This is a genomic window from Streptococcus thermophilus (assembly GCF_010120595.1).
GTDB lineage: Bacteria > Bacillota > Bacilli > Lactobacillales > Streptococcaceae > Streptococcus > Streptococcus thermophilus.
Genome location: NZ_CP038020.1, coordinates 1,496,223 through 1,520,893, shown reverse-complemented (window position 1 = coordinate 1,520,893; position 24,671 = coordinate 1,496,223). Strand labels below are relative to the sequence as shown.

Here is a 24,671-nt window from a genome sequence, read left to right as displayed (position 1 = left end):
AAGTCTAGACAGAGTCATATACATATGAAAGTTTTAAAAAATTACGCCTACAATCTTTCCTATCAATTACTGGTCATTGTTTTACCAATCATTACGACACCTTATGTTACTAGGATTTTTAGTTCAAAGGATTTAGGTACTTATGGTTACTTTAATTCGATTGTGACCTACTTTATTCTTTTGGCAACTTTAGGTGTTGCTAACTATGGTACTAAAGAGATTTCAGGACATCGAAAGGATATTAGTAAAAATTTCTGGGGTATTTATACCCTCCAATTGATTGCGACTATTTTGTCTCTTGTCTTGTATACATCATTATGTTTGTTCTTTCCTGGTATGCAAAATATGGTGGCTTATATCTTAGGATTAAGCTTGATATCGAAAGGAATGGATATTTCTTGGTTATTCCAAGGTTTGGAGGATTTTCGTCGTATTACCGCAAGGAATACAACGGTAAAGGTCTTAGGAGTTATTTCTATCTTCCTATTTGTGAAAACACCTGGTGATTTGTATCTCTATGTTTTCCTATTGACCTTCTTTGAATTGCTTGGGCAATTAAGTATGTGGTTACCAGCGAGACCTTACATTGGAGAACCACAATTTGATTTATCCTATGCTAAGAAACATCTTAAACCTGTTATTTTGCTGTTTCTCCCTCAGGTTGCCATTTCACTATACGTGACTTTGGATCGTACAATGTTGGGTGCCTTGTCATCTACCAATGACGTTGGTATTTATGACCAGGCATTGAAGATTATCAATATCCTCCTAACACTAGTGACGTCTTTAGGTAGTGTAATGCTTCCTAGGGTATCTGGTCTTTTATCTAACGGAGATCATAAGGCCGTTAACAAGATGCATGAGTTGTCTTTCTTGATTTATAATCTTGTGATTTTCCCGATAATAGCAGGTCTCTTGATTGTTAATAAGGATTTTGTGAGTTTCTTCCTAGGGAAAGATTTCCAAGAGGCTTATCTTGCCATTGCTATTATGGTCTTTAGGATGTTCTTTATCGGTTGGACAAATATTATGGGAATCCAGATTTTGATTCCACACAACAAACATCGTGAGTTTATGCTCTCTACGACTATTCCGGCTGTTGTCAGTGTTGGACTTAATCTCTTGTTAATTCCTCCATTTGGCTTTGTTGGGGCCTCAATTGTATCAGTTTTAACAGAGGCTTTGGTATGGGTTATTCAATTGAATTTTTCAAGGATATTCATCAAAGATGTGTCAATCCTTCCAGCCATGTCAAAAATTATCTTAGCATCAGTTGTCATGTATCTTGGACTATTTGTCTTTAAGATGTTTGTGCAATTGAAACCAATGCTAAATGTAGCAGTAGATGGTCTTGTCGGTGCTATCATTTATATTGTCTTGATTATTGTCTTACGTGTCGTTGATATGAAAGACTTGAAGCAACAGTTAATGAAAAACTAAGGAGAAAAATATGTACGATTATCTTATCGTTGGTGCTGGTTTGTCCGGAGCAATCTTCGCACATGAAGCTACAAAACGTGGCAAAAAAGTAAAAGTGATTGACAAGCGTGATCACATCGGTGGCAATATCTACTGTGAAGATGTTGAAGGTATTAACGTTCACAAGTATGGTGCTCACATTTTCCATACCTCAAATAAAAAAGTTTGGGATTATGTCAACCAATTTGCTGAATTTAATAACTATATCAACTCACCAATTGCTAACTACAAGGGCAGTCTTTATAACCTTCCATTTAACATGAATACATTTTATGCTATGTGGGGCACTAAGACTCCTCAAGAAGTTAAGGACAAGATTGCTGAGCAAACGGCTGATATGAAAGATGTTGAGCCTAAAAACTTGGAAGAACAAGCTATCAAGTTGATTGGACCAGATATCTACAAAAAGTTGATCAAGGGATACACTGAAAAACAATGGGGACGTTCTGCCACAGACCTGCCTCCTTTCATCATCAAGCGTCTTCCGGTTCGTCTGACTTTTGATAACAACTACTTTAATGACCGTTACCAAGGAATTCCGATCGGTGGTTACAATGTCATCATTGAAAATATGCTTGGAGATGTAGAAGTAGAGCTTGGAGTTGACTTCTTTGCCAATCGTGAAGAGCTTGAAGCTTCAGCTGAAAAGGTTGTCTTTACAGGAATGATTGACCAGTACTTTGATTATAAACATGGTGAGTTGGAGTATCGCAGTCTTCGTTTTGAACACGAAGTCTTGGATGAAGAAAATCATCAAGGAAATGCCGTTGTCAACTACACAGAGCGTGAGATTCCTTATACTCGTATCATTGAGCACAAGCACTTCGAGTATGGTACACAACCTAAGACAGTTATCACACGTGAATACCCAGCTGATTGGAAACGTGGAGATGAATCATACTACCCAATCAATGATGAAAAGAACAATGCCATGTTTGCTAAGTACCAAGAAGAAGCTGAGAAAAATGACAAGGTTGTCTTCTGTGGACGTCTTGCAGATTATAAATACTACGACATGCACGTGGTCATTGAGCGTGCTCTAGAAGTCGTGGCAAAAGAGTTTGATTAAGAGAAACGATAATCTATGAAATACTACTTAAAAGAAGAATTCCTTCATGACAATAACGCTAAAAATGCCGGTAATAAGGCTCGTAATGATGTTGAAGAAATTGTAAAGAGAGAAGGTTATCAATCCTTGGTTCTTTCAGTTGATAATTGGTACGAGATGGGTACACTTAAAGCACAGCTTCATAAATCTAAGGCTATTGGTCAGGCCTTGAATCAACTAAAGCAAGGTGATGAGTTACTTATTCAGTTCCCAATGCTTCATCATAGTTTTTTCACAACACATCATGTAAAGAAAGCACAGAAAAAAGGCGTAAAAGTTAATTTTATTATCCACGATTTAGAAGCTCTTCGTTATATCAATGTTGAGAATTTCCCTTTGAAGCATAAGATTCGCATTCAAATTCAAGAATCAGGTCTTCTTGGTGCAGCTGATGGTATCATTGCCCACAATCCAATTATGAAATCTGTATTGGTAGATAAAGGGATTGCGGCAGATAAGATTGTTAGCCTTGGCATTTTCGACTATTTGATTCCAAATTTCCAAGAGAAGACAGGTTTCACGAAGAATCAGCCAATTATTGTAGCTGGTAACTTGGCACAAGAAAAAGCTGGTTATCTTTACTCTCTTCCTGCAGAACCTGCTTATAACCTTTATGGTGTCGGCTTCGACGAAAGCAGAGCTCTTGAAAATGAGAACTACTTTGGTTCCTTCATACCTGATGAGCTTCCTGCAGCTCTTGAGGGTGGTTTTGGGCTTGTCTGGGATAGCAACAGTGCTGAGATATGTAGTGGTGTTTTCGGCGAGTACCTTCGCTATAACAACTCTCACAAGGCGTCACTTTACTTGGCCTCAGGGTTCCCGCTTGTCGTTTGGAAACAGTCAGCCTTATCTCATTTTGTGCTTGAGAACGGCTGTGGAATTGCAGTAGATTCTCTTCAGGATTTGAAGGCTACCATTGACAATCTTTCAGATACTGATTACCAAGATTTGGTTGAAAATACCAAGCGTGTCGGTAAAGGTATTCGTGATGGTCACTATCTACTTACTGCATTGAACAATTTAAAATAAGGGCTCTTTGTCAACTGTAGTGGGTGACGAAAAGCTAACATCTAGAGAGGACCGGATAGGTCCTTTTTTTATGTATGTTCAGTGTGATGAAGACACGCTTCTTAAAGTTGATAAAGTTTCTAAAACCGAAGCCCAAACGTTTGATGTCTTTGATCAACTTATTAGTCGCTTCAAGTTTCGCGTTTGAATAGTCCGTTTCTAGTGCGTTTTTGATGTATTGCTTGTGTCTAAGAAAAGTCCTAAAGACAGTTTGAAAATAATGATTGACCTTGCTCCTATTTTCCTCTATCAGTTCAAAGAACTCATCTACTCTCTTCTCCTGAAAGTGAAAAAGCAAAAGCTGATAAAGTGTATAGTAGTCAGTAAGCTCTTTTGAAAAGACTAGTGTCTTCGCAACAACTTCATGTGGTGCTAAAGTTTGACGGAAAGTCTTTGAATAAAAAGAGTTGAGAGATAGTTTACGGCTGTCCTTTTGAAAAAGTCGCCAGTGATTTTTTAAATCTCAATAAGGTAGTGAATGGTTCATAATGGCAATTCTTGTCTTTAAAAAGGCACGTCCAAGGTGCTGGATAATGTGAAATCGATCAGGAACGATTTTGGCGTTAGGAAAGAGTTTGCGAGCCAGTGGAATATAAGCTCCAGACATATCCATCGTGATAAATTGTACCTGTTGTCGGACTTTCAATGGATACTTCAAATAGTAGTTTCGTATAGTGGTTTGGCGGTGATTATCAAGGATGGTTATGAGTTCGTTTGTCTCATAATTCTGCGCCACAAAAGCCAATTCCCCTTTCTTGAACCCAAACTCATCCCAGGACATAACAGCTGGAAGTTTGTCATAATGTTCCTTGAAAGTAAACTGATCAAGCTTACGATAGACAGTGGACGTCGACACGCGAAGTCTTCTGGCAATATCAGTTAGTAACACCTTCTTTTACACTGGAAACGACGTTTTTTCAGACGTAGTAGAGTTGGCGTTCCCGCTTGCTCGAGAAGAGGGATTTTAGAGTTTTTTTGAAAGTCATATTTGATCATCTTTCCTTGGCATTGAGGACATGATGGTGCAGGGTAATCAAGTTTTGCTTGAATCTCGATATGAGTGTCAGTTTCAAAAACAAGTGAAATCTTGATATTTTGGTCTTTAATTCCGATTAATTCTGTGGTATTCTTAATAGGTCTCATAAGTTCTTCCTAATGGTAGTTTCGTCGCTTTTCATTATAGTTCTTATGGGACTTTTTGTCTGCATTCAAAAAGCTCTATAATCTCTACAGTGGGTTTTACCTACTACAGAAATTATAGAGCCAATATATCTCCTGTCTATTTTTATGCTACTTTTGGGTTAGCTCAACTCAACCGCCTTTTAATCTCCCAACAACAATAATACCCAATCAAACAACCCAAAAAATTCAAGATAATATCACTAATGGCAAATGTGCCCAAATAAAAGATAAATTGAATGGTTTCAATTCCTAAAAGTGTGACCAAACTGATAATGACAAACTGTTTGAAATTAGTATTGATACAGTAAAGGCCACCTAAAGGAATGAAGTAGATAATATTTAGCACTGCCTCTTGAATCGTTCTGGTATCCGCTTTTATAAAGTCAAAAGGATTCAGTGATATCGCCCGAAAATCCGTTGTTTTAGTAAAAAGCACCATGAATAACAGTAATAAATACACACTGAAAGCAAGATAGAGATAAATAACTGAAAAATGTTTGAGGTGATACTGAATGCCAAACAACCAGATAATCAGCGTTAATAAGAGTATTAAAGTTAATGCGGTATAGTCAAAGTGGTTAATCAACCTAGTCAGGCTTTGATAGCGAGTGAGAACGGGCATAATCAGCCAAGTAATCGTCGCATAACTCAGGATAAATGTGACCAATAAACTGCTGAGGTAGATCATATATTTTCGCAACTGTTTTTAACTCCTTTTCTTGATGAGATTAACCCTATTTTAACATATTTTAAAACTTTCATGTTTTTATGAATTTAAAATAAAGTTCAATAAATTTTTTGAAAATTTTGGAAAAAGGCGTATAATAAAATCATGAACGTATGACTCAGGCAAGATATCAAGGAGGATATCAGATGACATGGTTCTGTTGCGAAGTTTGAAAATCAAACGTGCCCTCTCTAAACTTCAAATATCTTAGGCTGGTATTCCCATTAATACCTTGATTTCAGTAGACACCGAAAAGTCAAAGAGCGTTCCATTTCTTCGGTTCTTTTTATATCTTCCTCGAAGGGTCTCCATGCCCTTAATCGTGGAAGAGGCTGTACGGAGACTTTTGACCGCCTGCATTTTGTAGCCGAAAATGGTGGTCAGGTGGTTAGCTATGGCAAGCTTCTGTGTCAGGAGTTTATGGCATCAAATGATGTTGAAAAATTACTAAGATATTTTAATTATGATTTGTTAGATAAACCGACTATATTTAATGGTGCTAAATCTGCTTATATGCTATCAGGAACGAAACTACATTTTGGTAAAGAGATGATAATAGAAGAAGAGCAAGCCGCTATGGAAGCATCCATTAACGTTTGAATGGGCTGGAGGATTTAGATGATGATTTCATCAAAATTACCATGTTGCTGTGTCCTGAAGAGGCTAATCAGGTTTCGCAAGCCTTTAATCGTGATTTTGATGGTAATCTTGTCGCTGTTCCAAGCGGTTTTGGTGCTATTGACTTCATTCAAAAAGGCATGCACAAGGCTTGGGGGCTTAAGCAGCTTCTTAACCATTGGGACTTGAATGAGGCAAATGTTATGGCTTTTAGTGATAGTGACAATGATATTGAGCTCCTGCGTATGGCTAGTCATTCTTATGCGATGGAAAATGCCAGCCCTGCTCTTTTGCAAGTGGCAGACCAAATAGCACCGCACCATAAGGATTAAGGGGTATTGACTATCTTAGTAGATTATTTAGGTTTATATTAAAAAAGGGTGGTAAAGTAATGAAATTCTATTTAATGCGACATGGGCAAACACTTTTTAATACACTCAATCGGATTCAAGGTTGGTGTGATTCCCCTTTGACTGAAAAAGGTCAGGACCAAGCTCGGCAGGTGTGTGCTTATTTTGAAAAACATGATATGACTTTTGATCAGTATTACTGCACGACTACTGAAAGGGCTTCTGATACCATTGAACTGGCCACTGGACAGACTGATTATCAACGTGTTAAGGGGCTTAAAGAAATGCACTTCGGTATTTTTGAGGGTCAACCGGAGTATCTTCATTCCAAGACATCTGTTGCGGGGCATTTTGGGGAGCACTATGCCCAGTTTGGTGGGGAAAGTCAAGATCAGTTTGTAGAACGAGTGGTTGCGAGTGCTAAGGAAATCGTTGAAAGGCATCCTGAACAATCTATTTTGGCTGTTAGTCACGCAGGAGCTTTGATGACTTTTCTCCATGCTGTAGATCCGGAGCGTGCCTTTCAGTCTTGTCCAGGCAATTGCGCTATCTTAGTCTTTGATTACGATGGATCGAACTTTCACTTTGTCAAACTGATTGATCCTTTAACGGATCAAGAGTTCGTGGAGTTTTAGTGTCTTTCTATGATCAAAGATAGTAATAAATCCTTTCTTAGTGTATAATGGAAGTGTATTTTAAATTTTGGAGTGCCTATGAAGTTTACAAAGAATCAGTTCATTTGGTTGGTTGTGCTGTTTTTCAGCTGTTTCTTGATATATACCTATTGGGAAACAGTTGTTTCGATTTGTAACAAGATATTTGTTGCCAGTCAGCCCTTCTTATTTGGAGCGGGAATTGCCTTTGTGGTCAATATCCTAATGTCTTTTTACGAAAAAATACTGATCAAGTTTATACCATTTGGTTTTATCACTAAAATTAAACGTCCCGTTTCCCTGCTCTTGGCTTTTGCAACTATCGGATTGATCTTTACTTGGGTAGTATTCACTGTCCTTCCTGATTTGATTGACAGTATCAACACCTTGATTAGTCAAGACCGCTCAGCTATTAATAATTTGATTAATTGGTTGCTTAAGAATAAATCTTTGCAGAAGATCATTCAAGACCTGGGTGGTGTGACACAGGTTAGAGAGCTAATCAATAGCTACAGCGCACAGTTGCTTCAACAAATTATGAATGGCTTGACGAATTTCTTGACTTCTTTGACTAGCCTACCATCAACTTTGATTAATCTTTTTATCAGTATTGTCTTTTCTTGCTATGTCTTGGTTGGGAAGGAGAAACTTGGTAGTCAGGTTAATCGCTTAGTCGATGTTTATTTGGGTCGTTATGGTAAGACTTTCCACTATGTGGTTGCAATTCTCAATAATCGTTTCCGCAATTTCTTTGTCTATCAGTCGATTGAAGCCTGCATTTTGGGAACCTTATGTTATATTGGGATGCGTATCTTTAATTTCCCTTACGCTGCGACCATTTCTATTCTGATTGGCTTTTCAGCAATGATACCAGTTTTGGGTGCCTATATTGGTGTTACTATTGGTACCATTTTGATTATGACTCATTCCGTGACCTTGGCACTTTTATTTGTCGCCTACGTGGTTATTTTGCAACAGTTTGAAGGGAATCTCATCTATCCTTATGTAGTTGGTGGTTCTACCGGACTTCCAGTCGTTTGGGTTATCTTGGCTATTACCATAGGGTCTGCCTTAGGGGGAATCCTGGGTATGCTGGTTTCCGTTCCAGTAGCCGCAACCCTTTATCAGATTGTTAAGGATAATGTGGTTACACGAGAAAAAGCCAAAGCAGTTGCTTCTTTAGAAAATAGTGATTAATTCAAACAGACTTCGGTCTGTTTTTTCGTGTTATAGTATCGGATTTCAATAATATAGTATAAGTGTAATCGATTTCTAAGTGTCATACTATGAGTAACCTGAACAATGAAAGTAGAAAAAGATGACTTATACATTTCCGAAAGAATTTCTTTGGGGTGGAGCAACAGCTGCCAACCAGTTCGAAGGTGCTTATAACTTAGATGGCAGAGGCTTGTCTGTGCAAGATGTGACTCCCAAAGGTGGTGTCCCTTTTGAAGCCTTTGACTACTGAAGAACCAACACCAGATAATCTAAAGCTTGAAGGTATAGATTTCTATCACCGCTATAAAGAGGATATTGCGCTATTTGCAGAGCTGGGCTTCAATTTCGCATGTCGATTGCTTGGTATCGTATTTTCCCGAACGGTGATGATGCTGAGCCAAATGAAGCAGGGTAGTCTTCTACAATAAGGTTTTTAACGAATTGTCTAAGTATAATATCGAACCTCTGGTCACCTTGTCTCACTATGAAATGCCACTAAACTTGGCACGTGAGTACAACGGATGGACTAATCGTAAAATAATTGGATTTTATGAGAATTATGTTCGTACAGTCTTTAAACGCTATAAAGATAAGGTCAAATATTGGTTGACCTTTAATGAAGTGAACTCTGTTCTACATGCACCGTTTATGTTAGGTGGTATTGCAACTCCTATGGAAGGGCTATCTAAACAAGAACTCTACCAAGCTGTTCACCACGAGTTGGTCGGTTCAGCTTCAATAACTAAGATTGGCCATGAAATTAAGCCTGAGTTTAAAATCGGTTGTATGGTTCTTGCCATGCCTGCGTACGGGATGACAGCTACTCCATTGGATCAGTTGGCAGTTCCTGAGTTTGAAAATCAAAACTATCTCTTCTCTGATATTCATGCACGTGGAAAATATCCGAACTATATTAAATATTACTTCAAAGATAATGGTATTGAAATACAATTTTCCCCTGGCGACGATGAAATCTTAAAGAATACCGTTAATTTTATTTCATTCTCTTATGCTATGTCTGAAGCAACAGCACACAACCCAGAAGACTATAAGGTTGTTAAAGGCAACATCTTAGGTGGTGTCGAAAATCCATACCTTGAGAAATCTGAATGGGGCTGGGCTATTGATCCAATTGGACTTCGTTTGGTTTTAGATGACTTTTATGATAGTTATCAATTGCCATTGTTTATTGTCGAAAATGGTCCTGATGGTCCGACAGTTGAGGATGATTATCGTATGATTACCTTCAAAAACACTTGATTCAAGTTGGTGAAGCTCTTCAAGATGGAGTAGAACTTTTGGGCTACACGACTTGGGGACCAATTGATTTGGTTTCAGCCTCGACTGCAGAACTTAGTAAACGTTAAGGTTTCATCTACGTTGATCGAAATGATGATGGTAGTGGTAGCTTGGCACGTTATTAGAAAAATTCATTTGCTTGGTATAAGTCTGTTATCTAAAGTAATGGTGCCGCCCTTTGTAAATAGAAAATTGTGATGAATCCCGCACATGCTCGCAACTCATATTTAGTATTTAAATACAATATTTATTAATAAAGATTCCAACTATTTGAATAAAGTTATAGTATTGTGATACTATAACTTTTAAGAGGATTAATTCACTATAACTTACACATTTTTTTGAAAAAGTGGTAGAATAAAAGTGTGAAAACGTTCTTATATTTTCTGAAGAAGTAGCTAGACTATTTCTTTGCTTTTCCTATTCAGATGGAGGTAATGTTCATGAATAATTTGAAAAAAGTTCTTTTAGCTGGTATTGGTTTGACTGCTATGACAGTAGATAAGGCTGATAGTTTTGTCCAAGAATTGGTTGAAAAGGGCCGTTTGACTGTCGAAGAAGGTAAGGAATTAGAACAAGAGCTAAAACGTCAAAGTAAAGAAGAGTCTCAAGAATTTTTAGCTAAACTTGACGCCAAGAAAACTTCAGTTGAGTATGCGACTAAAGATGATGTGAGACGTCTTGAAGAAAAACTTGATGCTTTGCTCAGTCAGAATAAATAAAATGTAAGGGGACTAAAATGGCAAGTAAACGATTGAGACATGTGTTGAAGGTTTTCTCGTCAGTTGGTCTCCTTTCTTATCGTGAAAAACACCTTCCTCAAGACCAACAAACAACACCTGTCAAGCTCCGTCAAGCTTTCGAGCAATTGGGACCAAGTTTTGTTAAAATTGGGCAAATTCTATCGACACGCTCGGATCTTTTGTCAGAGGCCTATATCCGAGAATTATCAAAACTCCAAAGTAGTGTTCCTCCATTGAATAAAGAGGAGGTCATGACTGCCATTAGGCAAGAATTGCCAACTGATCTTTCTGAGGTTTTCGTCGATTTTTCTAAAGAGCCTCTGGCCTCTGGGTCTGTCGCTCAGACCCATCGAGCAAGGTTGTTGTCTGGTCAGGAAGTGATTATAAAAATTCAGAGACCAGGTATTGATGATATCGTAAACGAAGATATCCAGCTTCTTATTAAGCTTGCACGGCATATACCCAAGCATTTTATCTCCATGGTCGATGTTCAAGAGGTCTTGGAAAATCTGCGTGAAACCCTAATCAAGGAACTTGATTTCAGGAATGAAGCAGAGGCCATGAAACGTTTTAGGGCTAACAATAAGAGAGTGGTTTGTCTGGGTGTTCCAGAGGTTTATGATGAATTCACGACACCTCATCTCATAGTCGAAGAGTACATCAATGGGATTCCGCTTAATCATTATAGTCAACTGCTTGAAGCTGGTTATGACTTGGAAGATGTAGGCAAGAAGCTTATGCTGTCGTTTATCAAGCAAGTCTTCAAAGATGGTTATTTTCATGGCGATCCTCATCCTGGAAATCTGTTGGTACGCGATGGCAAGATTTATTTCATTGATTTTGGAATTATGGGTGAGTTGGAAGTGGGGATGCGTTCGTCCTTAAATGATATCCTATATAGTTTTACCGCACAAGATGTTGACGGCATGACCAAGGCAATCCTATCAATCACACAGTTTGATAATGGTCTAAATAGTGCAGTTCTAAGTCAGGATGTGGAGCAGATGCTGGGCCGTTATTCTGGTGTAGACATAGGAAGTTTGTCGATGACAGATTTGCTTGAAGATTTGCTGACTGTTTTCCAGAAGAATCATCTTAAAGCCCCTTCTCAAATCACTATTTTGGAGAAGGCTTCGCTTCAAATTGAAGGTATTTTTCGAGAATTTGCACCAAATATTGATCTTATGACCCTGGCCAAGGATTACTTCCTAGAGAATATGGGGCCGGATATGCTTAAGCAGGCCTTAAATAAAGAGACTATCTTGATTGAGCTCTTTTACCTGCTTCGCAATGGGAAAAATATTCCACACCATCTTCATCAGCTTTTGGAGCTGATTTTAAACGGACGAATCGTGCTTAACCATGATTTTATTAACTTTTCAGGTAGGGTTAAAGTCTTTGAGAAAGTTTTAAATAACATGGTTTTAGCCTTGCTGACATTAGCATTTCTTCTGTCTGGTGCTCTTTTGTCCAATAAATCAGATTTTCAAAATCTTGCTTGGCTTTTTCTTGGACTTGGAACTGTCCTAGCTTTAGTTACTGTAGGTCGTATAATATTTAAGAAAAAAGGATAAGGTATGATTGAAACAACTAGGCCTGAGCTTGTGGCCTATCAAAAAGAGCGTTTAGCTAAATTTGTAAGTGAAAATCAAAAGTTAGACAAGGGCCAAATTGTTTTTGCAGGGGACTCCATCACGGAGTTTTTTGCATTGAAAAAGTACTTAGGTCGAGACTTTCCTTTGGTTAACCGCGGAGTTGCAGGAATAGACTCGGTTTGGCTTTAGAACACCTTAAAGAGCAAATTTTAGATTTGGAACCCAGTAAATTGGTTATCTTGATTGGAATTAATGACATTGGACGAGGTTACCCCATTCAAGATGTTGTTAATCGTATTTCCGATATTATCATGACAATTCGACAAGAATCTCTATATACAGAAATCTATTTGCTAAGTATCTTTCCTGTCAGTGAAAGATTGGAACATGCCTCGAATGTTAAAATTCGAAACAATGCTACTGTAGGTGAACTTAATCAACAACTAGCAGTCCTACCTGGTGTGACTTATGTTGATTTGTTTGATTACCTTACAGATGCTCAAGGACAGTTAAATGCCAACTATACAACTGATGGTTTGCACTTGAATCCACAAGCTTATCAGGTCATAGCAGAACCAATTATAAAGGAGATTTTAGAATGAAGGTAGGCTTAGTCCTCGAAGGCGGTGGTATGCGTGGCTTATACACAGCTGGAGTTTTAGACGCTTTTTTAGAAGCAGGGATTAAGGTGGATGGTGTTGTTTCGGTATCTGCTGGAGCGCTTTTCGGTGTCAATTATCTGTCTAACCAACCCAAAAGAGCTCTTCGCTATAACAAGCGATTCATGGGAGACCGTCGTTACATGAGTTTTTGGTCATGGTTGACAACCGGTAACTTCGTTAATAAGGAGTTCTCCTATTATAAGGTTCCTATGGAGTTAGATGTTTTTGATCAGGACGCTTTTGCTGAGTCGGGTGTTCCCTTCTATGTGGTCGCTACAGATATTAAGACGGGAAAACCAGACTATATTAAGATTGATCATGTCTTTGAGCAGATGGAAGCCCTTCGTGCCAGTTCTGCACTACCTCTGGTTTCTGAAATAGTCGAGTACAAGGGCAAACGCTACATGGATGGTGGTCTGGCTGATAGTCTTCCTATTGATTTCATGGAAAATATGGAATTTGACAAACTTATTGTAGTTTTGACACGTCCTAAGGGTTATCGAAAACATCCTTCTAAAACTAGCAAGCGCATCTACAAACTCTTTTACCGCAAGTATCCTGAATTTGTTGAGGTTGCTTCAAATCGACATATTCACTACAATAAGAGCATTGAGAAGATTGAGACCTTGGAAAAATCTGGAAAAGTCTATGCCATTCGTCCAGAGCATGCGCTTGAAGTTGGTAGATTGGAAAAGGACCCAGAAAAGTTCGAAGCCATTTATCAAGAAGGATTGAAACAAATGCGTAATGATATGACCAATCTCAAAATATTTCTTGGAGATAACTAAAAACGTGCTTTTCTGAGCACGTTTTTCTTAGTTATTCATTTATCGTGCTTGACGACGTTCGTTGAATTTTTGATGTCGCTTTTTTTCATTGTTGAAAATCAGGTAGATAACGTAAATTGGTAACAGGAGGAAGCAGAACAAAGCAAAATTTTTCATAGATGTTTTATGATTACTTGTCTGTTTATTCTTTTGATCAAAAGAATAAAGGAAGAAGCCAGCTTTAGTATCTTTGACTGAGGTTGGTTTGATATTAGGCGATACTGTTTTCAGGCCGTTATCAATGACAATTTGGTCATCTTTTGCAGAGATTTTTGGTTCTTGGCCTTTTTTGACTGTGGCGTAGACATCATTTTCGACATTATATTTTTTACCAGCGATCTCTTGTTCACCTTTGCTAAGGACTTTCTTGTAAGAGAAATCTTTATACATTTTCTCAACCAGAGCATTACCAAAGGTATGGCGGATTTCTTCAACAGTTTGATCTGACCAGTCCCCTGACCCCATGATAATAGCAATCATTCGCTGATTGCCATGCTTGATGGTATCAATATAGTTGAAAGCACCTTCTGGGCTAGACCCTGTCTTCGAGCCATCTACCCCCTTGAGACCATAATCAGCACCAGGAATTGAATAGTTGTAGGTTTCAAAAGTTTCTTCGTAAGGTGTTCCCTCTTTAACAGCTACAACAGGTTTGCTAGTGTATTTAAGAATATAAGGATACTTTTTGATAAAGTTATATGTCATGATGACCAAATCACGCGCAGTCGTTTGATTGCTCTGATTGTTATCATAACGCCTCAGGTGCAGCTGTAGTAACCTTTGAAGGCTACCGCAGCTGCACCTGAGGCGTTAAACCATTTGGTATTGGTCATACTTAATTCTTTGGACTTTTCATTCATCATGTCTAGCCATTTATCAGGATCATTATTGGTCAAGTAGTTGGCTAGCATCACAGTTATAATGTTAGAGGATGGCACCGACGTCATGGTAATGAGCTCAGAAACTGTTTAGTCAACACCAGCAACAATCTTGTTATTGGAGATTTCATAAATATCGGCAATAGCTTGGTCTGTAGGAGTAGCTGTAATAACAGTTTCTTCTGAAATTTCTCCTTTGGACATGGTTTCGAAGACCAAATACAGCGTCATATCCTTAGACATAGAGGCTGGGTCACGAAATTTCATCAGCATTCTCCTCCCAGAGAACATCTCCGGTGGTTCCATCAATTAACAGAGTAGATTTAGGACGATAGGCCTCTGTTGCTTCAGTATAACCAGCAGCGCGTGTAATATCCATTAATTCATCTGCACTAGACAAAGTAGGGCTAGGGCTAGACAAGCTGATAAAAGGATGGAAACAATTTTCTTTTTTAATAATGCGTCTCCTTTATTTTATATGGGTTCTGTCATAGGCGGAACCCAGTTATATACTTAATAGAAATTGCGTATCAATCAAAATTAAAAAACAAATTTAATAGTGATAAATACCTCCATTATACCGTATAAAATACTTAGTTTTCGAAATATTTTATATTTTAATACATTTTTTAGAATCTATAGTGGTTTAAAAATCACATACTTTTGATAACAAAAAAAACAAGCTGATTTGCTCGTTACTCTTTATCTTTTATAGCTGTAACTTGATGGTAAATCATAAACCATGTCTCATTTCGGCGCCAGATGCTGGTATGGAAATTTCCTCCCAGTTCGTAACTAATTAATTTAGTTTTTTGACTGATGGATGTCATCTTAAACTTGTCAAAGTTATTGAGAAGCGGTTGATGATTAGCAATGACGTCTTCCCGGTTCTGATGATGGCCGTTTTCATCAATCAAAAAGAAATCGGGTGCTAAGAGGTTTTCGTAGCCTGGAATCTTTGATAAGATAATCTTTTCATTCCGAATGAGTTTGCGAAGGACGTTCCCATAAATTTCGTCTTCAGGAATTGCAGCAGGCTCTACATGGACATCAGTATCATAGACAGAAAAACGCTCACTGAGGATTTCTTCAATTTGTTCCGTAATGGCGTGGCTCTCGTAGACGGAGAGGTCAGGGTTCATTTCAACCACAATATCAAGGTAGATATTACTACCATAGGAACGTCCACGTTGCTTTTTAACTTTGGTAACTTTAGGAATATTCAGAATGGCTTTTTCATAGGCCTTAAGATTTCTCTCATCAAAGCCATCTGACAAGCTGAAGGTTGCTTCCATGAAGATATCATAGGCTGTCTTTAGGATGAAGAAGGTGATGATAATAGCAGTAATATAGTCTATGATGGTAAGGTTGAAGGATGCTGCGACGATGGCAATTGAAGTTCCAATAGAGGTCACGGCATCTGATAGGTTGTCCTTAGCAGCTGCGATAAGGGCACTGGATTTTAGTTTTTTTGCTAACCCTTTGTTATAGAAATAGACTGCACACATGACAATAGCAGAGAGGACTCCGACGGCAGCACCAAGAGGATCGACGACAGTTTCTTCTCTTAAAAAAATCTTTCGGACTGTTTGAATTAGGACTTGGAAGCCTACTACAAACATGATAAAGGAAGTAACTAAGCTTGATAAATCTTCAATCTTCCAATGTCCAAACCTATGATCTGAATCAGCTGGCTGACTAGCCAGCTGTAATCCAATGAGTAGGGCGACATTCCCCAAAATATCAGATAAGTTGTTAAAACCATCGGCAATCAATGAGCTGGAGTTTAAAAAATGTCCAGCAATAAGTTTGGCAATGGTAAGAAGTAAGTAGGCTGCAATACTAACGATGGGACCTCGTCTGGCTACCCTTAAATTTTCATACGTCGTCATAGATTTACCTTTTTGTTTAAATATAATAATTTATTATAGCACAAAAGAATAGTTACTTAAAGCCTGTAATACCTTGATTGTTAATATGAATCGTCTTTCTTAAAATGAAAATATTGAATAAACAGCTATCACATACTATTTTTCAGTATTTTCCGAATATTATCTACAAAATGTGGTATAATTTAGTGTGTATAACAGTCTAAAAGAGGTTTTTATGGAACATTCGACATGGCACAGGCTTCTAAAAGAGGAATTGCCTAACCATTATTTTTCAAAGATAAATCAGTTTATGGACAAGGTCTATGAAGAGGGAACAATTTATCCCCCACGAGACAAGGTATTTAATGCTTTGTTAGAGACTCCTTTTGAAAAAGTCCGGGTGGTTATCCTTGGACAGGACCCTTACCATGGTCCTAATCAGGCTCAGGGTTTGTCATTTTCAGTACCTGAGACGATTCCAGCTCCACCTTCTTTGGTTAATATTCTCAAAGAATTGGGGGAGGATCTTGGTCCTAGAAGTCATCATGATTTAACAACTTGGGCCGAGCAAGGAGTGCTATTACTTAATGCCTGTCTGACTGTTCCAGCTGGTCGAGCCAATGGTCATGCTGGTCAGATTTGGGAACCTTTTACAGATGCTGTGATTAAGGTTCTCAATCAAAAGGATACTCCGGTTGTCTTTATACTTTGGGGCGGCTATGCTCGTAAGAAGAAATCACTAGTAACCAATCCTAAGCATGCCATTATTGAGAGTGCTCATCCTAGCCCTTTATCGGCCTATCGCGGTTTTTTTGGCAGCAAGCCTTTTTCAAAAGCCAATGCCTACCTCGTATCTCAAGGACAACCCCCAATTGATTGGTTGAAGTAAAATAGAAAGTTGGAAGATTATGTTACTGATTAAAAATGGTCGTGTTGTTGACCCTAAATCTGGTTTGGACACGCAAGCCGATGTTCTTGTGGACGGAAAAAAAGTCGTTAAAATTGCTGAAAATATCGATGCGGGAGATGCCCAAGTTATCGATGCGACTGGTCTTGTGGTTGCTCCTGGTTTGGTGGATATCCATGTTCACTTCCGTGAGCCAGGTCAAACCCATAAGGAAGACATTCATACGGGTGCCTTGGCAGCGGCTGCAGGTGGTTTTACAACAGTTGTGATGATGGCTAATACGAATCCAACGATTTCAGACAAGGAAACTTTGAAAGAGGTCTTGACTTCAGCAGCTAAGGAAAATATCCATGTTAAGTCTGTTGCGACTATTACAAAGAACTTTGATGGTGAAAATATTACTGATTTCAAGGGTTTGCTTGAAGCAGGTGCTGTTGGATTCTCAGATGACGGTATTCCATTGACCAATGCTGGGATTGTCAAAAAAGCCATGGAGTTAGCTAAAGAGAATAATACCTTTATCAGTCTTCACGAGGAGGATCCTGATCTTAATGGTGTTCTCGGTTTCAATGAAAATATTGCTAAAAAAGAATTTCATATTTGTGGGTCAACTGGCGTAGCTGAGTACAGCATGATTGCGCGTGATGTCATGGTTGCTTATGATACACAAGCACATGTTCATATTCAACACTTGTCAAAAGCTGAATCTGTAAAAGTCGTTGAGTTTGCTCAAAAACTTGGAGCACAAGTCACTGCTGAAGTGGCGCCGCAGCACTTCTCAAAAACTGAAGACCTCTTACTCTCAAAAGGCGCTAATGCCAAGATGAACCCACCACTTCGTTTGGAATCAGACCGTCAAGCCGTTATCGAAGGTTTGAAATCTGGAGTAATCTCAGTCATTGCTACGGACCACGCGCCACACCACGCAGATGAAAAGAATGTGGCTGATGTGACTAAAGCACCATCAGGGATGACTGGTCTGGAAACCTCTCTATCTCTTGGTTTAACTTATTTAGTTGAAGCAGGACATTTAAGTTTGACAGAATTATTGAAATTAATGACAAGCAACCCATCTGATCTTTATGGGTTCGATGCCGGTTATTTGGCTGAAAATGGACCAGCAGATCTTGTTATCTTTGCAGATAAGGAAAAACGTCAGGTTACAGCAGACTTTAAGTCTAAAGCAGCCAATTCACCATTTGTAGGCGAAGAGCTTACGGGCAGTGTTAAATACACTATCTGTGACGGTGAGATTGTTTATCAAGCCTAAATAGTGGATTAGAGCAGGGCACTTCGAGACACTTGGTGTTGCAGCTGCTTTTTTAGTCCTTGAAGGAGCAAAATGATGAAAAAGATACTTAAAGGCCTCGTTAAATATGTTGCTTTTACTGTTTTGTTAGCCTGTTTTCTGCCATTGTCTTTGCAACACGTTCAAGCTGATGAGGATGAGGTAGAGTATAGTCTGCCTTCCTATGTTGGTCACCTTTCAATTCATGATGATGGTAATGCGACGTTTACTCAGGAAGTGACTTATGATTTTGATAGTGATTATAAAGGTCAGTATGTAACCTTGGGGAAAATTGGTGGTTATTCTATCATGGATGACCCAAAGGTTTCAGCAACCGTAAATGGGAAAGAAAAAACAGATATTACAGTTGAAAAAACAGACTCTTATGATGGTATTAAACTCAAAGTTTATAATTCAGGTTCAGATGGTGATAGGGTCGTTCTCAAAGTTACTTGGCAAATCCAACAGTTGTTGAATCTATATTCAGATATTGCAGTTTTAAATTGGTTTCCTATCTCTGATTGGGACAAAGGATTTGGACAGGTTGATTTCACAGTTGATGGTCTAGATGCAAGTCAAGGAGAGCTTTACGCTCACGCTGGTTATTTTGGAAAAGACCCACATGTTAAACGTACTGCTACAGGTTATCAGGTTCATGTAGACAATTTACCAGCATCAGGTAAATTGGAATTACATGCCTACTGGCCGATGACTAATACTTTGCGAGAAAATAATCAGGCTTATTTATTAAATAAAACGAATGAGGCAGACTTTCTTAAAAAAGAAAGAAATATCAAGGAATCTAAAGAAAAGTTTCGACATCTATTTTATGTCATCTTGCCACTTGTGATCTTAAGCTTTGTTCTTGTGGGTATTTTCTGTTACCTCATTGTTCTTTATAGTACTAGGACGCCTTCCTTCCCTCGAGATGCACGTCTTTATGAAGCCCCTCAAGATTTAGCACCTTTGGTCCTAGCCAAGAATGTTTATAATCAGTCTTTCGATAAAACAGGACTAAAAGAAGAAACAGGTCCTTTGAAGTTCAAACATATGGTTCAAGCAACCATCCTTGATTTGATTGATAGAGGTTATCTCACCTTTAGGCGAGAAGGTGATAGTAATATTCTTACACGTATTGAAAAGGAAGGTCTCTCTTCATTTGAAGGATCTTTCTTGGATATGTTGTTTGATGGTCGCATGGAAATTAGAGATAGTGAAATGTTCTCGCGCTATTATCTTGATAAAGATGCTCTAGATAAACAATTCAAGAGTGCTAGAACAAGCTATGAGCGTGAAGCTATTCGTTCTCAGGGAAAACGTGTCAAATATCAATTTACTAATGACGGCTATCAGGTAGCAAAAGGTGTAGAAAAAGAGGAATTTGCGCTAGGACTTCCTAAAATTTATAGAGATTTTAGTGCGAAAGAAAAGACATTTAACATATTGGGAGTAGCAGCTTTGGTACTTTCAATGATGCTTTGTAGTCTTTCAACCTTGTTCTTATTTGCTGCCTTTGGATCAGGTCTTGGTTTTTACTATATTCTCGGACTTCTACCTATAGCAGGACTTACCGTTTTATTCTGGTTCTTGGTGAAAAGACGTCGTCAGAGATGTCTTGATGCAACTCAAATTTCAACGTATTACCAGTGGCATAGCTTTAAAAATATGATTAAGAGTATTCCTAGTTTTAAAAAATCCGAACTAGAATCTGTTATCCTTTGGAATCGTATCTTGGTTTATGCGACACTCTATGGACAGGCGAAAAAAGTTAGTGATGTCCTAAAACGTTACAACATCCACCTCAGTAATCCATCTCTAGATGAGTTTACTTATTCTGCGATACCATTTATTATGCTGAATAATGTTAATTATCTAGAATCATATGTTTCTGCCTCAGATACCGTAAGTAGCTTTTCTATCAATTCAAATAGTGGTAGTGGCGGCTTTGGAGGTGGTGGCTTCTCTGGTGGTGGCGGAGGAGGCGGAGGCGGTGCCTTTTAAGACCTGAAAAACAATTACTTAAGTCTTGCCATTAAAGAAAAGGTATATGGGATAAAGAATGCCTCTAGAATGGTATGTCTAAGATTCTTGTGAGAACTAGCTGTTACTAGAAACACAAGAGCAATGAAGCCAGATTTTGGGAATGGGATTCGCAAGAAACTGAAAGCTATAATGCCTAAACCTGTTAAGATGAGAATTCAATATCTCGTCAGCCTTTTCCTAGTTACCTTGAAGATAACAAATTGAAGTATAGGTGCTATTCATGCTGTAAGCCCATGAATCATGGCATCACTCAATATAATAAATACCCTATTTGAGTTTGAGTAAAATCTATCCAATTATAGCATAACGCTTTGAAAAAGAGCATACGAATTGCCTATAAGTGATAAGGATGTAAGGCTTTTCATTTTTTAAGCATATTTCTTGCTCATTAAGTTTTTTTAACCTATCCTATACGTATATAAAAAATTCGATAGAGGAGATCGATATGGTAAAACTTTCTAAAGAGACACATCTTGAGATGTTCACTAAAATGGAACGTATCCGTGAATTCGATTCACGTATTAATAAATTAGTTCGTCGTGGTTTTGTTCAAGGAATGACTCACTTTTCAGTAGGTGAGGAAGCCGCTAACGTTGGAGCTGTCCAACACTTAAGTTATGACGATATCTTCTTTTCAAATCACCGTGGTCATGGACAATCTATTGCTCAGGACATGGATTTGAATAAAATGATGGCAGAGCTTGCTGGTAAGGCAACAGGAGTTTCTAAGGGGCGTGGTGGTTCTATGCACTTGGCTGACTTTGAAAAAGGTAACTATGGTACTAACGGTATCGTTGGTGGTGGTTACGCTCTTGCTGTAGGTGCAGCCCTTACTCAACAGTACAAAGAAACTGGAAATATCGTTGTTGCCTTTTCAGGTGATGGCGCTACTAATGAAGGTTCATTCCATGAGTCAGTCAATATGGCAGCTACTTGGAAATTACCTGTTATCTTCTTCATTATTAATAACCGTTATGGTATCTCAATGGATATTCGTAGAGCTACCAACACTCCTCACTTGTATACACGTGCAGAAGCCTATGGTATTCCTGGATTCTACTGCGAAGATGGTAACGATGTAATGGCTGTATATGATACAATGGGTAAGGCTGTTGACCATGTTCGTGGTGGAAATGGTCCTGCTATTGTTGAAGTTAAATCATACCGTTGGTTTGGTCACTCTACGGCCGATGCGGGTGTTTACCGTACTAAGGAAGAAGTTGACGAGTGGAAGAACAACAACGACCCAATTATTAGATACCGCGACTATCTTGTTTCTGAAAATATCGCAAGTGTGGAAGAGTTAGATGCTATCCAAAGCCAAGTTAAGGCACAGGTTGATGCGGCTTATGAGTTCGCCCAAAATAGCCCAGATCCAGAACTTTCAGTTGCCTTTGAAGATGTATGGGTAGACTAAAGAGAAAGGATGAGTAATACAAGTATGAGTGAAACAAAATTGATGGCCTTGCGTGAGGCAGTAAACCTTGCTATGAGCGAGGAAATGCGTAAAGATCCCGACATCTTCCTTATGGGTGAAGATGTCGGGATCTATGGTGGTGACTTCGGTACATCAGTTGGTATGTTGGCGGAATTTGGTGAAAAACGTGTTAAAGATACACCAATTTCAGAAGCAGCAATTGCTGGTGCAGCCGTGGGTGCTGCTATTACAGGTCTTCGTCCAATCGTTGATTTGACTTTCATGGACTTCATCACTATTGCCCTTGATGCTATCGTTAATAATGGTGCTAAAAACAACTACATGTTTGGTGGTGGTTTAAAGACTCCTGTAACTTTCCGTGTAGCTTCTGGTTCAGGTATCGGATCTGCAGCGCAACACTCACAATCTCTTGAGTCATGGTTGACTCATATTCCAGGGATCAAAGTTGTTGCTCCTGGTAATGCAAACGATGCTAAAGGTCTTTTGAAATCTTCTATTCAGGACAATAACATTGTTATCTTCATGGAACCAAAAGCTCTTTATGGCAAAAAAGAAGAAGTTACACAAGATCCTGATTTCTATATTCCACTTGGAAAAGGTGAAATCAAACGCGAAGGAACTGACCTTACTATTGTCACGTATGGTCGTATGTTGGAACGTGTTCTTAAGGCGGCTGAAGAAGTAGCTGAACAAGGTATTAATGTTGAGGTAGTTGATCCTCGTACTCTCGTTCCACTTGATAAAGAATTGATTTTTGAATCAGTTAAGAAGACTGGAAAACTTATGTTGGTCAATGACGCTTATAAAACAGGTGGCTTCATCGGTGAGATTGCTGCTATGGTTACTGAAAGTGAAGCATTTGATTACCTTGACCACCCAATTGTACGTTTGGCAAGTGAAGATGTGCCTGTACCTTATGCGCGTGTCTTGGAACAAGCGGTTCTTCCAGATGTTGAAAAGATTAAGGCTGCTATTATCAAGATGGCTAATAAAGGAAACTAACTATCTAGCGACGGTTAAGTGATATTTCTCGTTAGTAAAATATATTTCTTGTTTTAACTGTGGGGGTATCGAAAATTATAATTTAATGTTGAAAGGAGAGGGTGAACCAGACGCCTAATTTTCAGTCGCTTTCTGGTCGCTCTTGGGTATCTTATAAATGGCTTTTGAGATTATTATGCCTAAGCTCGGTGTAGACATGCAGGAAGGTGAAATCATCGAGTGGAAAAAACAAGAGGGAGACGTGGTTAATGAGGGAGATATCCTTCTTGAAATCATGTCAGATAAGACAAACATGGAACTTGAAGCAGAAGACTCAGGTGTTCTTTTGAAGATTACCCGTCAAGCTGGTGAAACAGTACCAGTTACTGAGGTGATTGGTTATATCGGAGCTGAAGGAGAAGTTGTGGCTGATAATGCTGCAATCGCACCAGCTGCAGAAGCTGCGCCACAAGTTGAAAAAGTTGCTGATGTGGAAACGCCTGCTGCTAAGCCTCAGCCACAGGTAGCTATTGTTCATGAAGGTGGCAAAATACGCGCGACACCTAAAGCACGTAAAGTGGCACGTGAGATGGGGATTGACATCGCTCAAGTTCTCGGAACTGGGGCAAAAGGGCGTATTCATGCAGATGATGTTGAGAACTTTAAGGGCGCTCAACCTAAGGCAACACCATTGGCTCGCAAGATTGCAGCAGACCTCGATATTGATTTAGCTACCGTATCTGGAACAGGATTTGGTGGTAAGATTACTAAGGAAGATATTCTTGCAATCAGTGCTCCAGCACAAGTTAAGGTGGCTGCAGCCGCACCTGCGGTTGAAGCTAAACCTGAAAAAGTCTTGCCAGAAGGTGTGGAAGTCATTCCGATGTCTGCTATGCGTAAGGCTATTTCTAAGGGAATGACGCACTCATACTTGACTGCACCAACATTTACTCTTAACCATGATGTGGACATGACTAACCTTATAGCTCTTCGTAAGCAAGTTCTTGATCCAATCATGAATAAGACTGGTATGAAGGTGACCTTCACTGATTTGATTGGTTTGGCAGTTGTGCGTACCCTTATGAAAGAGGAACACCGTTACCTCAATGCATCCTTGATTAATGATGCACAAAATATCGAATTACACAAATTTGTTAATCTTGGTATTGCAGTTGGTCTAGATGATGGCTTGGTTGTACCAGTCGTTCATGGTGCTGATAAGATGAGTTTGTCTGACTTTGTGGTGGCCTCTAAGGATGTCATCAAAAAAGCTCAGGCTGGTAAATTGAAGGCGGCAGAAATGTCAGGTTCTACTTTCTCTATTACTAACTTGGGAATGTTTGGAACCAAGTCATTCAATCCAATCATTAATCAACCTAACTCAGCTATCCTTGGTGTTTCAGCAACTATTCAAACACCGGTTGTTGTTGATGGTGAAGTTGTCGTGCGGCCAATCATGGGTCTTTGCTTGACTATTGACCACCGTATTGTTGATGGTATGAATGGTGCTAAATTCATGGTTGATTTAAAGCATTTGCTTGAAAATCCAATGGAATTGTTGATTTAAGAAAAATATCTAAAAACTGAAGTTTTAAATAGAAAGGAGAGAGCGAACCATAGGGTTTAACTGAACCCGAGCGGAAAGCTTGGAAAATAAACCGTCCGTCTACGCCAGCAGGCTGACGTGCCGGGCACCTAATTTTCAGTCGCTTTCTGGTCGCTCTTGGTATCTTATA

At 38.9% G+C, this 24,671-nt stretch carries 18 protein-coding genes and 5 pseudogenes; 18 read left to right on the top strand and 5 right to left on the bottom strand.

The genetic code is table 11. The features are described from left to right. The first annotated feature begins 24 nt into the window (after positions 1–24). From E3C75_RS08030 to E3C75_RS08020, 3 genes are read left to right on the top strand one after another with little or no spacing between them, the layout of a single operon-like run. Entirely contained in the window at positions 25–1,440 is a 1,416-nt protein-coding gene (locus tag E3C75_RS08030) for a flippase (protein WP_111679607.1), read from the top strand. Between the two features lie 10 nt (positions 1,441–1,450). Next, complete coding sequence (glf, locus tag E3C75_RS08025; RefSeq protein WP_111679606.1) at positions 1,451–2,548, top strand: UDP-galactopyranose mutase; 1,098 nt, start codon at positions 1,451–1,453, stop codon at positions 2,546–2,548. 15 nt (positions 2,549–2,563) lie between these two features. Further along, positions 2,564–3,616, top strand: a complete 1,053-nt coding sequence (locus E3C75_RS08020) for a glycosyltransferase (RefSeq protein ID WP_111679605.1) — start codon at positions 2,564–2,566, stop codon at positions 3,614–3,616. 41 nt (positions 3,617–3,657) lie between these two features. On the opposite strand, the pseudogene E3C75_RS08015 reads toward E3C75_RS08020, so the two are convergent. From E3C75_RS08015 to E3C75_RS08005, 3 genes and pseudogenes are all read right to left on the bottom strand, one after another. Next, positions 3,658–4,798 (bottom strand): annotated as a pseudogene (locus E3C75_RS08015) (ISL3 family transposase). Positions 4,799–4,961: 163 nt separating this feature from the next. Further along, a complete protein-coding gene (locus E3C75_RS08010) occupies positions 4,962–5,537 on the bottom strand; it encodes a VanZ family protein (RefSeq protein ID WP_084830648.1) in 576 nt (191 codons plus the stop codon). Positions 5,538–5,771: 234 nt separating this feature from the next. After that, positions 5,772–5,912 (bottom strand): annotated as a pseudogene (locus tag E3C75_RS08005) (IS6 family transposase); the annotation flags it as partial. Between the two features lie 72 nt (positions 5,913–5,984). Here E3C75_RS08005 and E3C75_RS11190 point away from each other — a divergent pair. From E3C75_RS11190 to E3C75_RS07945, 9 genes and pseudogenes are all read left to right on the top strand, one after another. Continuing rightward, a complete protein-coding gene (locus E3C75_RS11190; RefSeq protein ID WP_111679604.1) occupies positions 5,985–6,164 on the top strand; it encodes a hypothetical protein in 180 nt (59 codons plus the stop codon). After that, on the top strand, positions 6,161–6,514 hold the full coding sequence (locus E3C75_RS11185) for an HAD hydrolase family protein (RefSeq protein ID WP_101415616.1): 354 nt from the start codon (positions 6,161–6,163) through the stop codon (positions 6,512–6,514). The genes E3C75_RS11190 and E3C75_RS11185 overlap by 4 nt, the downstream gene beginning before the upstream one ends. Positions 6,515–6,573: 59 nt before the next feature. Continuing rightward, the gene (locus E3C75_RS07995) at positions 6,574–7,167 is read left to right on the top strand and encodes a histidine phosphatase family protein (protein ID WP_111679603.1); all 594 of its coding nucleotides are present in this window, start codon (positions 6,574–6,576) and stop codon (positions 7,165–7,167) included. Between the two features lie 78 nt (positions 7,168–7,245). After that, positions 7,246–8,382 (top strand): AI-2E family transporter, encoded by a 1,137-nt coding sequence (locus E3C75_RS07990; protein WP_011681160.1) that lies wholly within the window; start codon positions 7,246–7,248, stop codon positions 8,380–8,382. A 121-nt stretch (positions 8,383–8,503) separates the two neighbouring features. Further along, positions 8,504–9,827: pseudogene (locus E3C75_RS11725) on the top strand (glycoside hydrolase family 1 protein). 318 nt (positions 9,828–10,145) lie between these two features. After that, a complete protein-coding gene (locus E3C75_RS07965) occupies positions 10,146–10,424 on the top strand; it encodes a phasin family protein (protein ID WP_011681159.1) in 279 nt (92 codons plus the stop codon). A 17-nt stretch (positions 10,425–10,441) separates the two neighbouring features. Next, entirely contained in the window at positions 10,442–12,019 is a 1,578-nt protein-coding gene (locus E3C75_RS07960) for an ABC1 kinase family protein (protein WP_111679602.1), read from the top strand. 3 nt (positions 12,020–12,022) lie between these two features. Beyond that, positions 12,023–12,642 (top strand): annotated as a pseudogene (locus tag E3C75_RS07950) (SGNH/GDSL hydrolase family protein). Beyond that, complete coding sequence (locus tag E3C75_RS07945) at positions 12,639–13,490, top strand: patatin-like phospholipase family protein (RefSeq protein WP_014608321.1); 852 nt, start codon at positions 12,639–12,641, stop codon at positions 13,488–13,490. The pseudogene E3C75_RS07950 and the gene E3C75_RS07945 overlap by 4 nt, the downstream one beginning before the upstream one ends. Positions 13,491–13,529: 39 nt before the next feature. Here E3C75_RS07945 and E3C75_RS07940 read toward each other — a convergent pair. Beyond that, positions 13,530–14,851, bottom strand: a pseudogene (locus E3C75_RS07940) (D-alanyl-D-alanine carboxypeptidase family protein). Between the two features lie 251 nt (positions 14,852–15,102). Continuing rightward, positions 15,103–16,299, bottom strand: coding sequence for a cation diffusion facilitator family transporter (locus E3C75_RS07935; RefSeq protein ID WP_014621600.1), 1,197 nt, complete (start codon positions 16,297–16,299; stop codon positions 15,103–15,105). A gap of 214 nt (positions 16,300–16,513) precedes the next feature. Between E3C75_RS07935 and E3C75_RS07930 the strand changes: the two genes are divergently transcribed. From E3C75_RS07930 to E3C75_RS07905, 6 genes are all read left to right on the top strand, one after another. Then, complete coding sequence (locus E3C75_RS07930) at positions 16,514–17,167, top strand: uracil-DNA glycosylase (RefSeq protein WP_014621599.1); 654 nt, start codon at positions 16,514–16,516, stop codon at positions 17,165–17,167. A 19-nt stretch (positions 17,168–17,186) separates the two neighbouring features. Beyond that, complete coding sequence (locus E3C75_RS07925) at positions 17,187–18,455, top strand: dihydroorotase (protein WP_111679601.1); 1,269 nt, start codon at positions 17,187–17,189, stop codon at positions 18,453–18,455. A 75-nt stretch (positions 18,456–18,530) separates the two neighbouring features. Continuing rightward, positions 18,531–20,474, top strand: a complete 1,944-nt coding sequence (locus tag E3C75_RS07920; RefSeq protein ID WP_024009909.1) for a DUF2207 domain-containing protein — start codon at positions 18,531–18,533, stop codon at positions 20,472–20,474. 487 nt (positions 20,475–20,961) lie between these two features. Next, a complete protein-coding gene (locus E3C75_RS07915) occupies positions 20,962–21,933 on the top strand; it encodes a thiamine pyrophosphate-dependent dehydrogenase E1 component subunit alpha (RefSeq protein ID WP_023909664.1) in 972 nt (323 codons plus the stop codon). Positions 21,934–21,957: 24 nt separating this feature from the next. Then, positions 21,958–22,956 carry an alpha-ketoacid dehydrogenase subunit beta gene (locus E3C75_RS07910; protein ID WP_002950819.1) on the top strand — a complete coding sequence of 333 codons (999 nt, stop codon included), beginning with the start codon at positions 21,958–21,960 and terminating at the stop codon, positions 22,954–22,956. A 157-nt stretch (positions 22,957–23,113) separates the two neighbouring features. Further along, on the top strand, positions 23,114–24,502 hold the full coding sequence (locus E3C75_RS07905; protein WP_084828823.1) for a dihydrolipoamide acetyltransferase: 1,389 nt from the start codon (positions 23,114–23,116) through the stop codon (positions 24,500–24,502). Positions 24,503–24,671 lie beyond the last annotated feature (169 nt).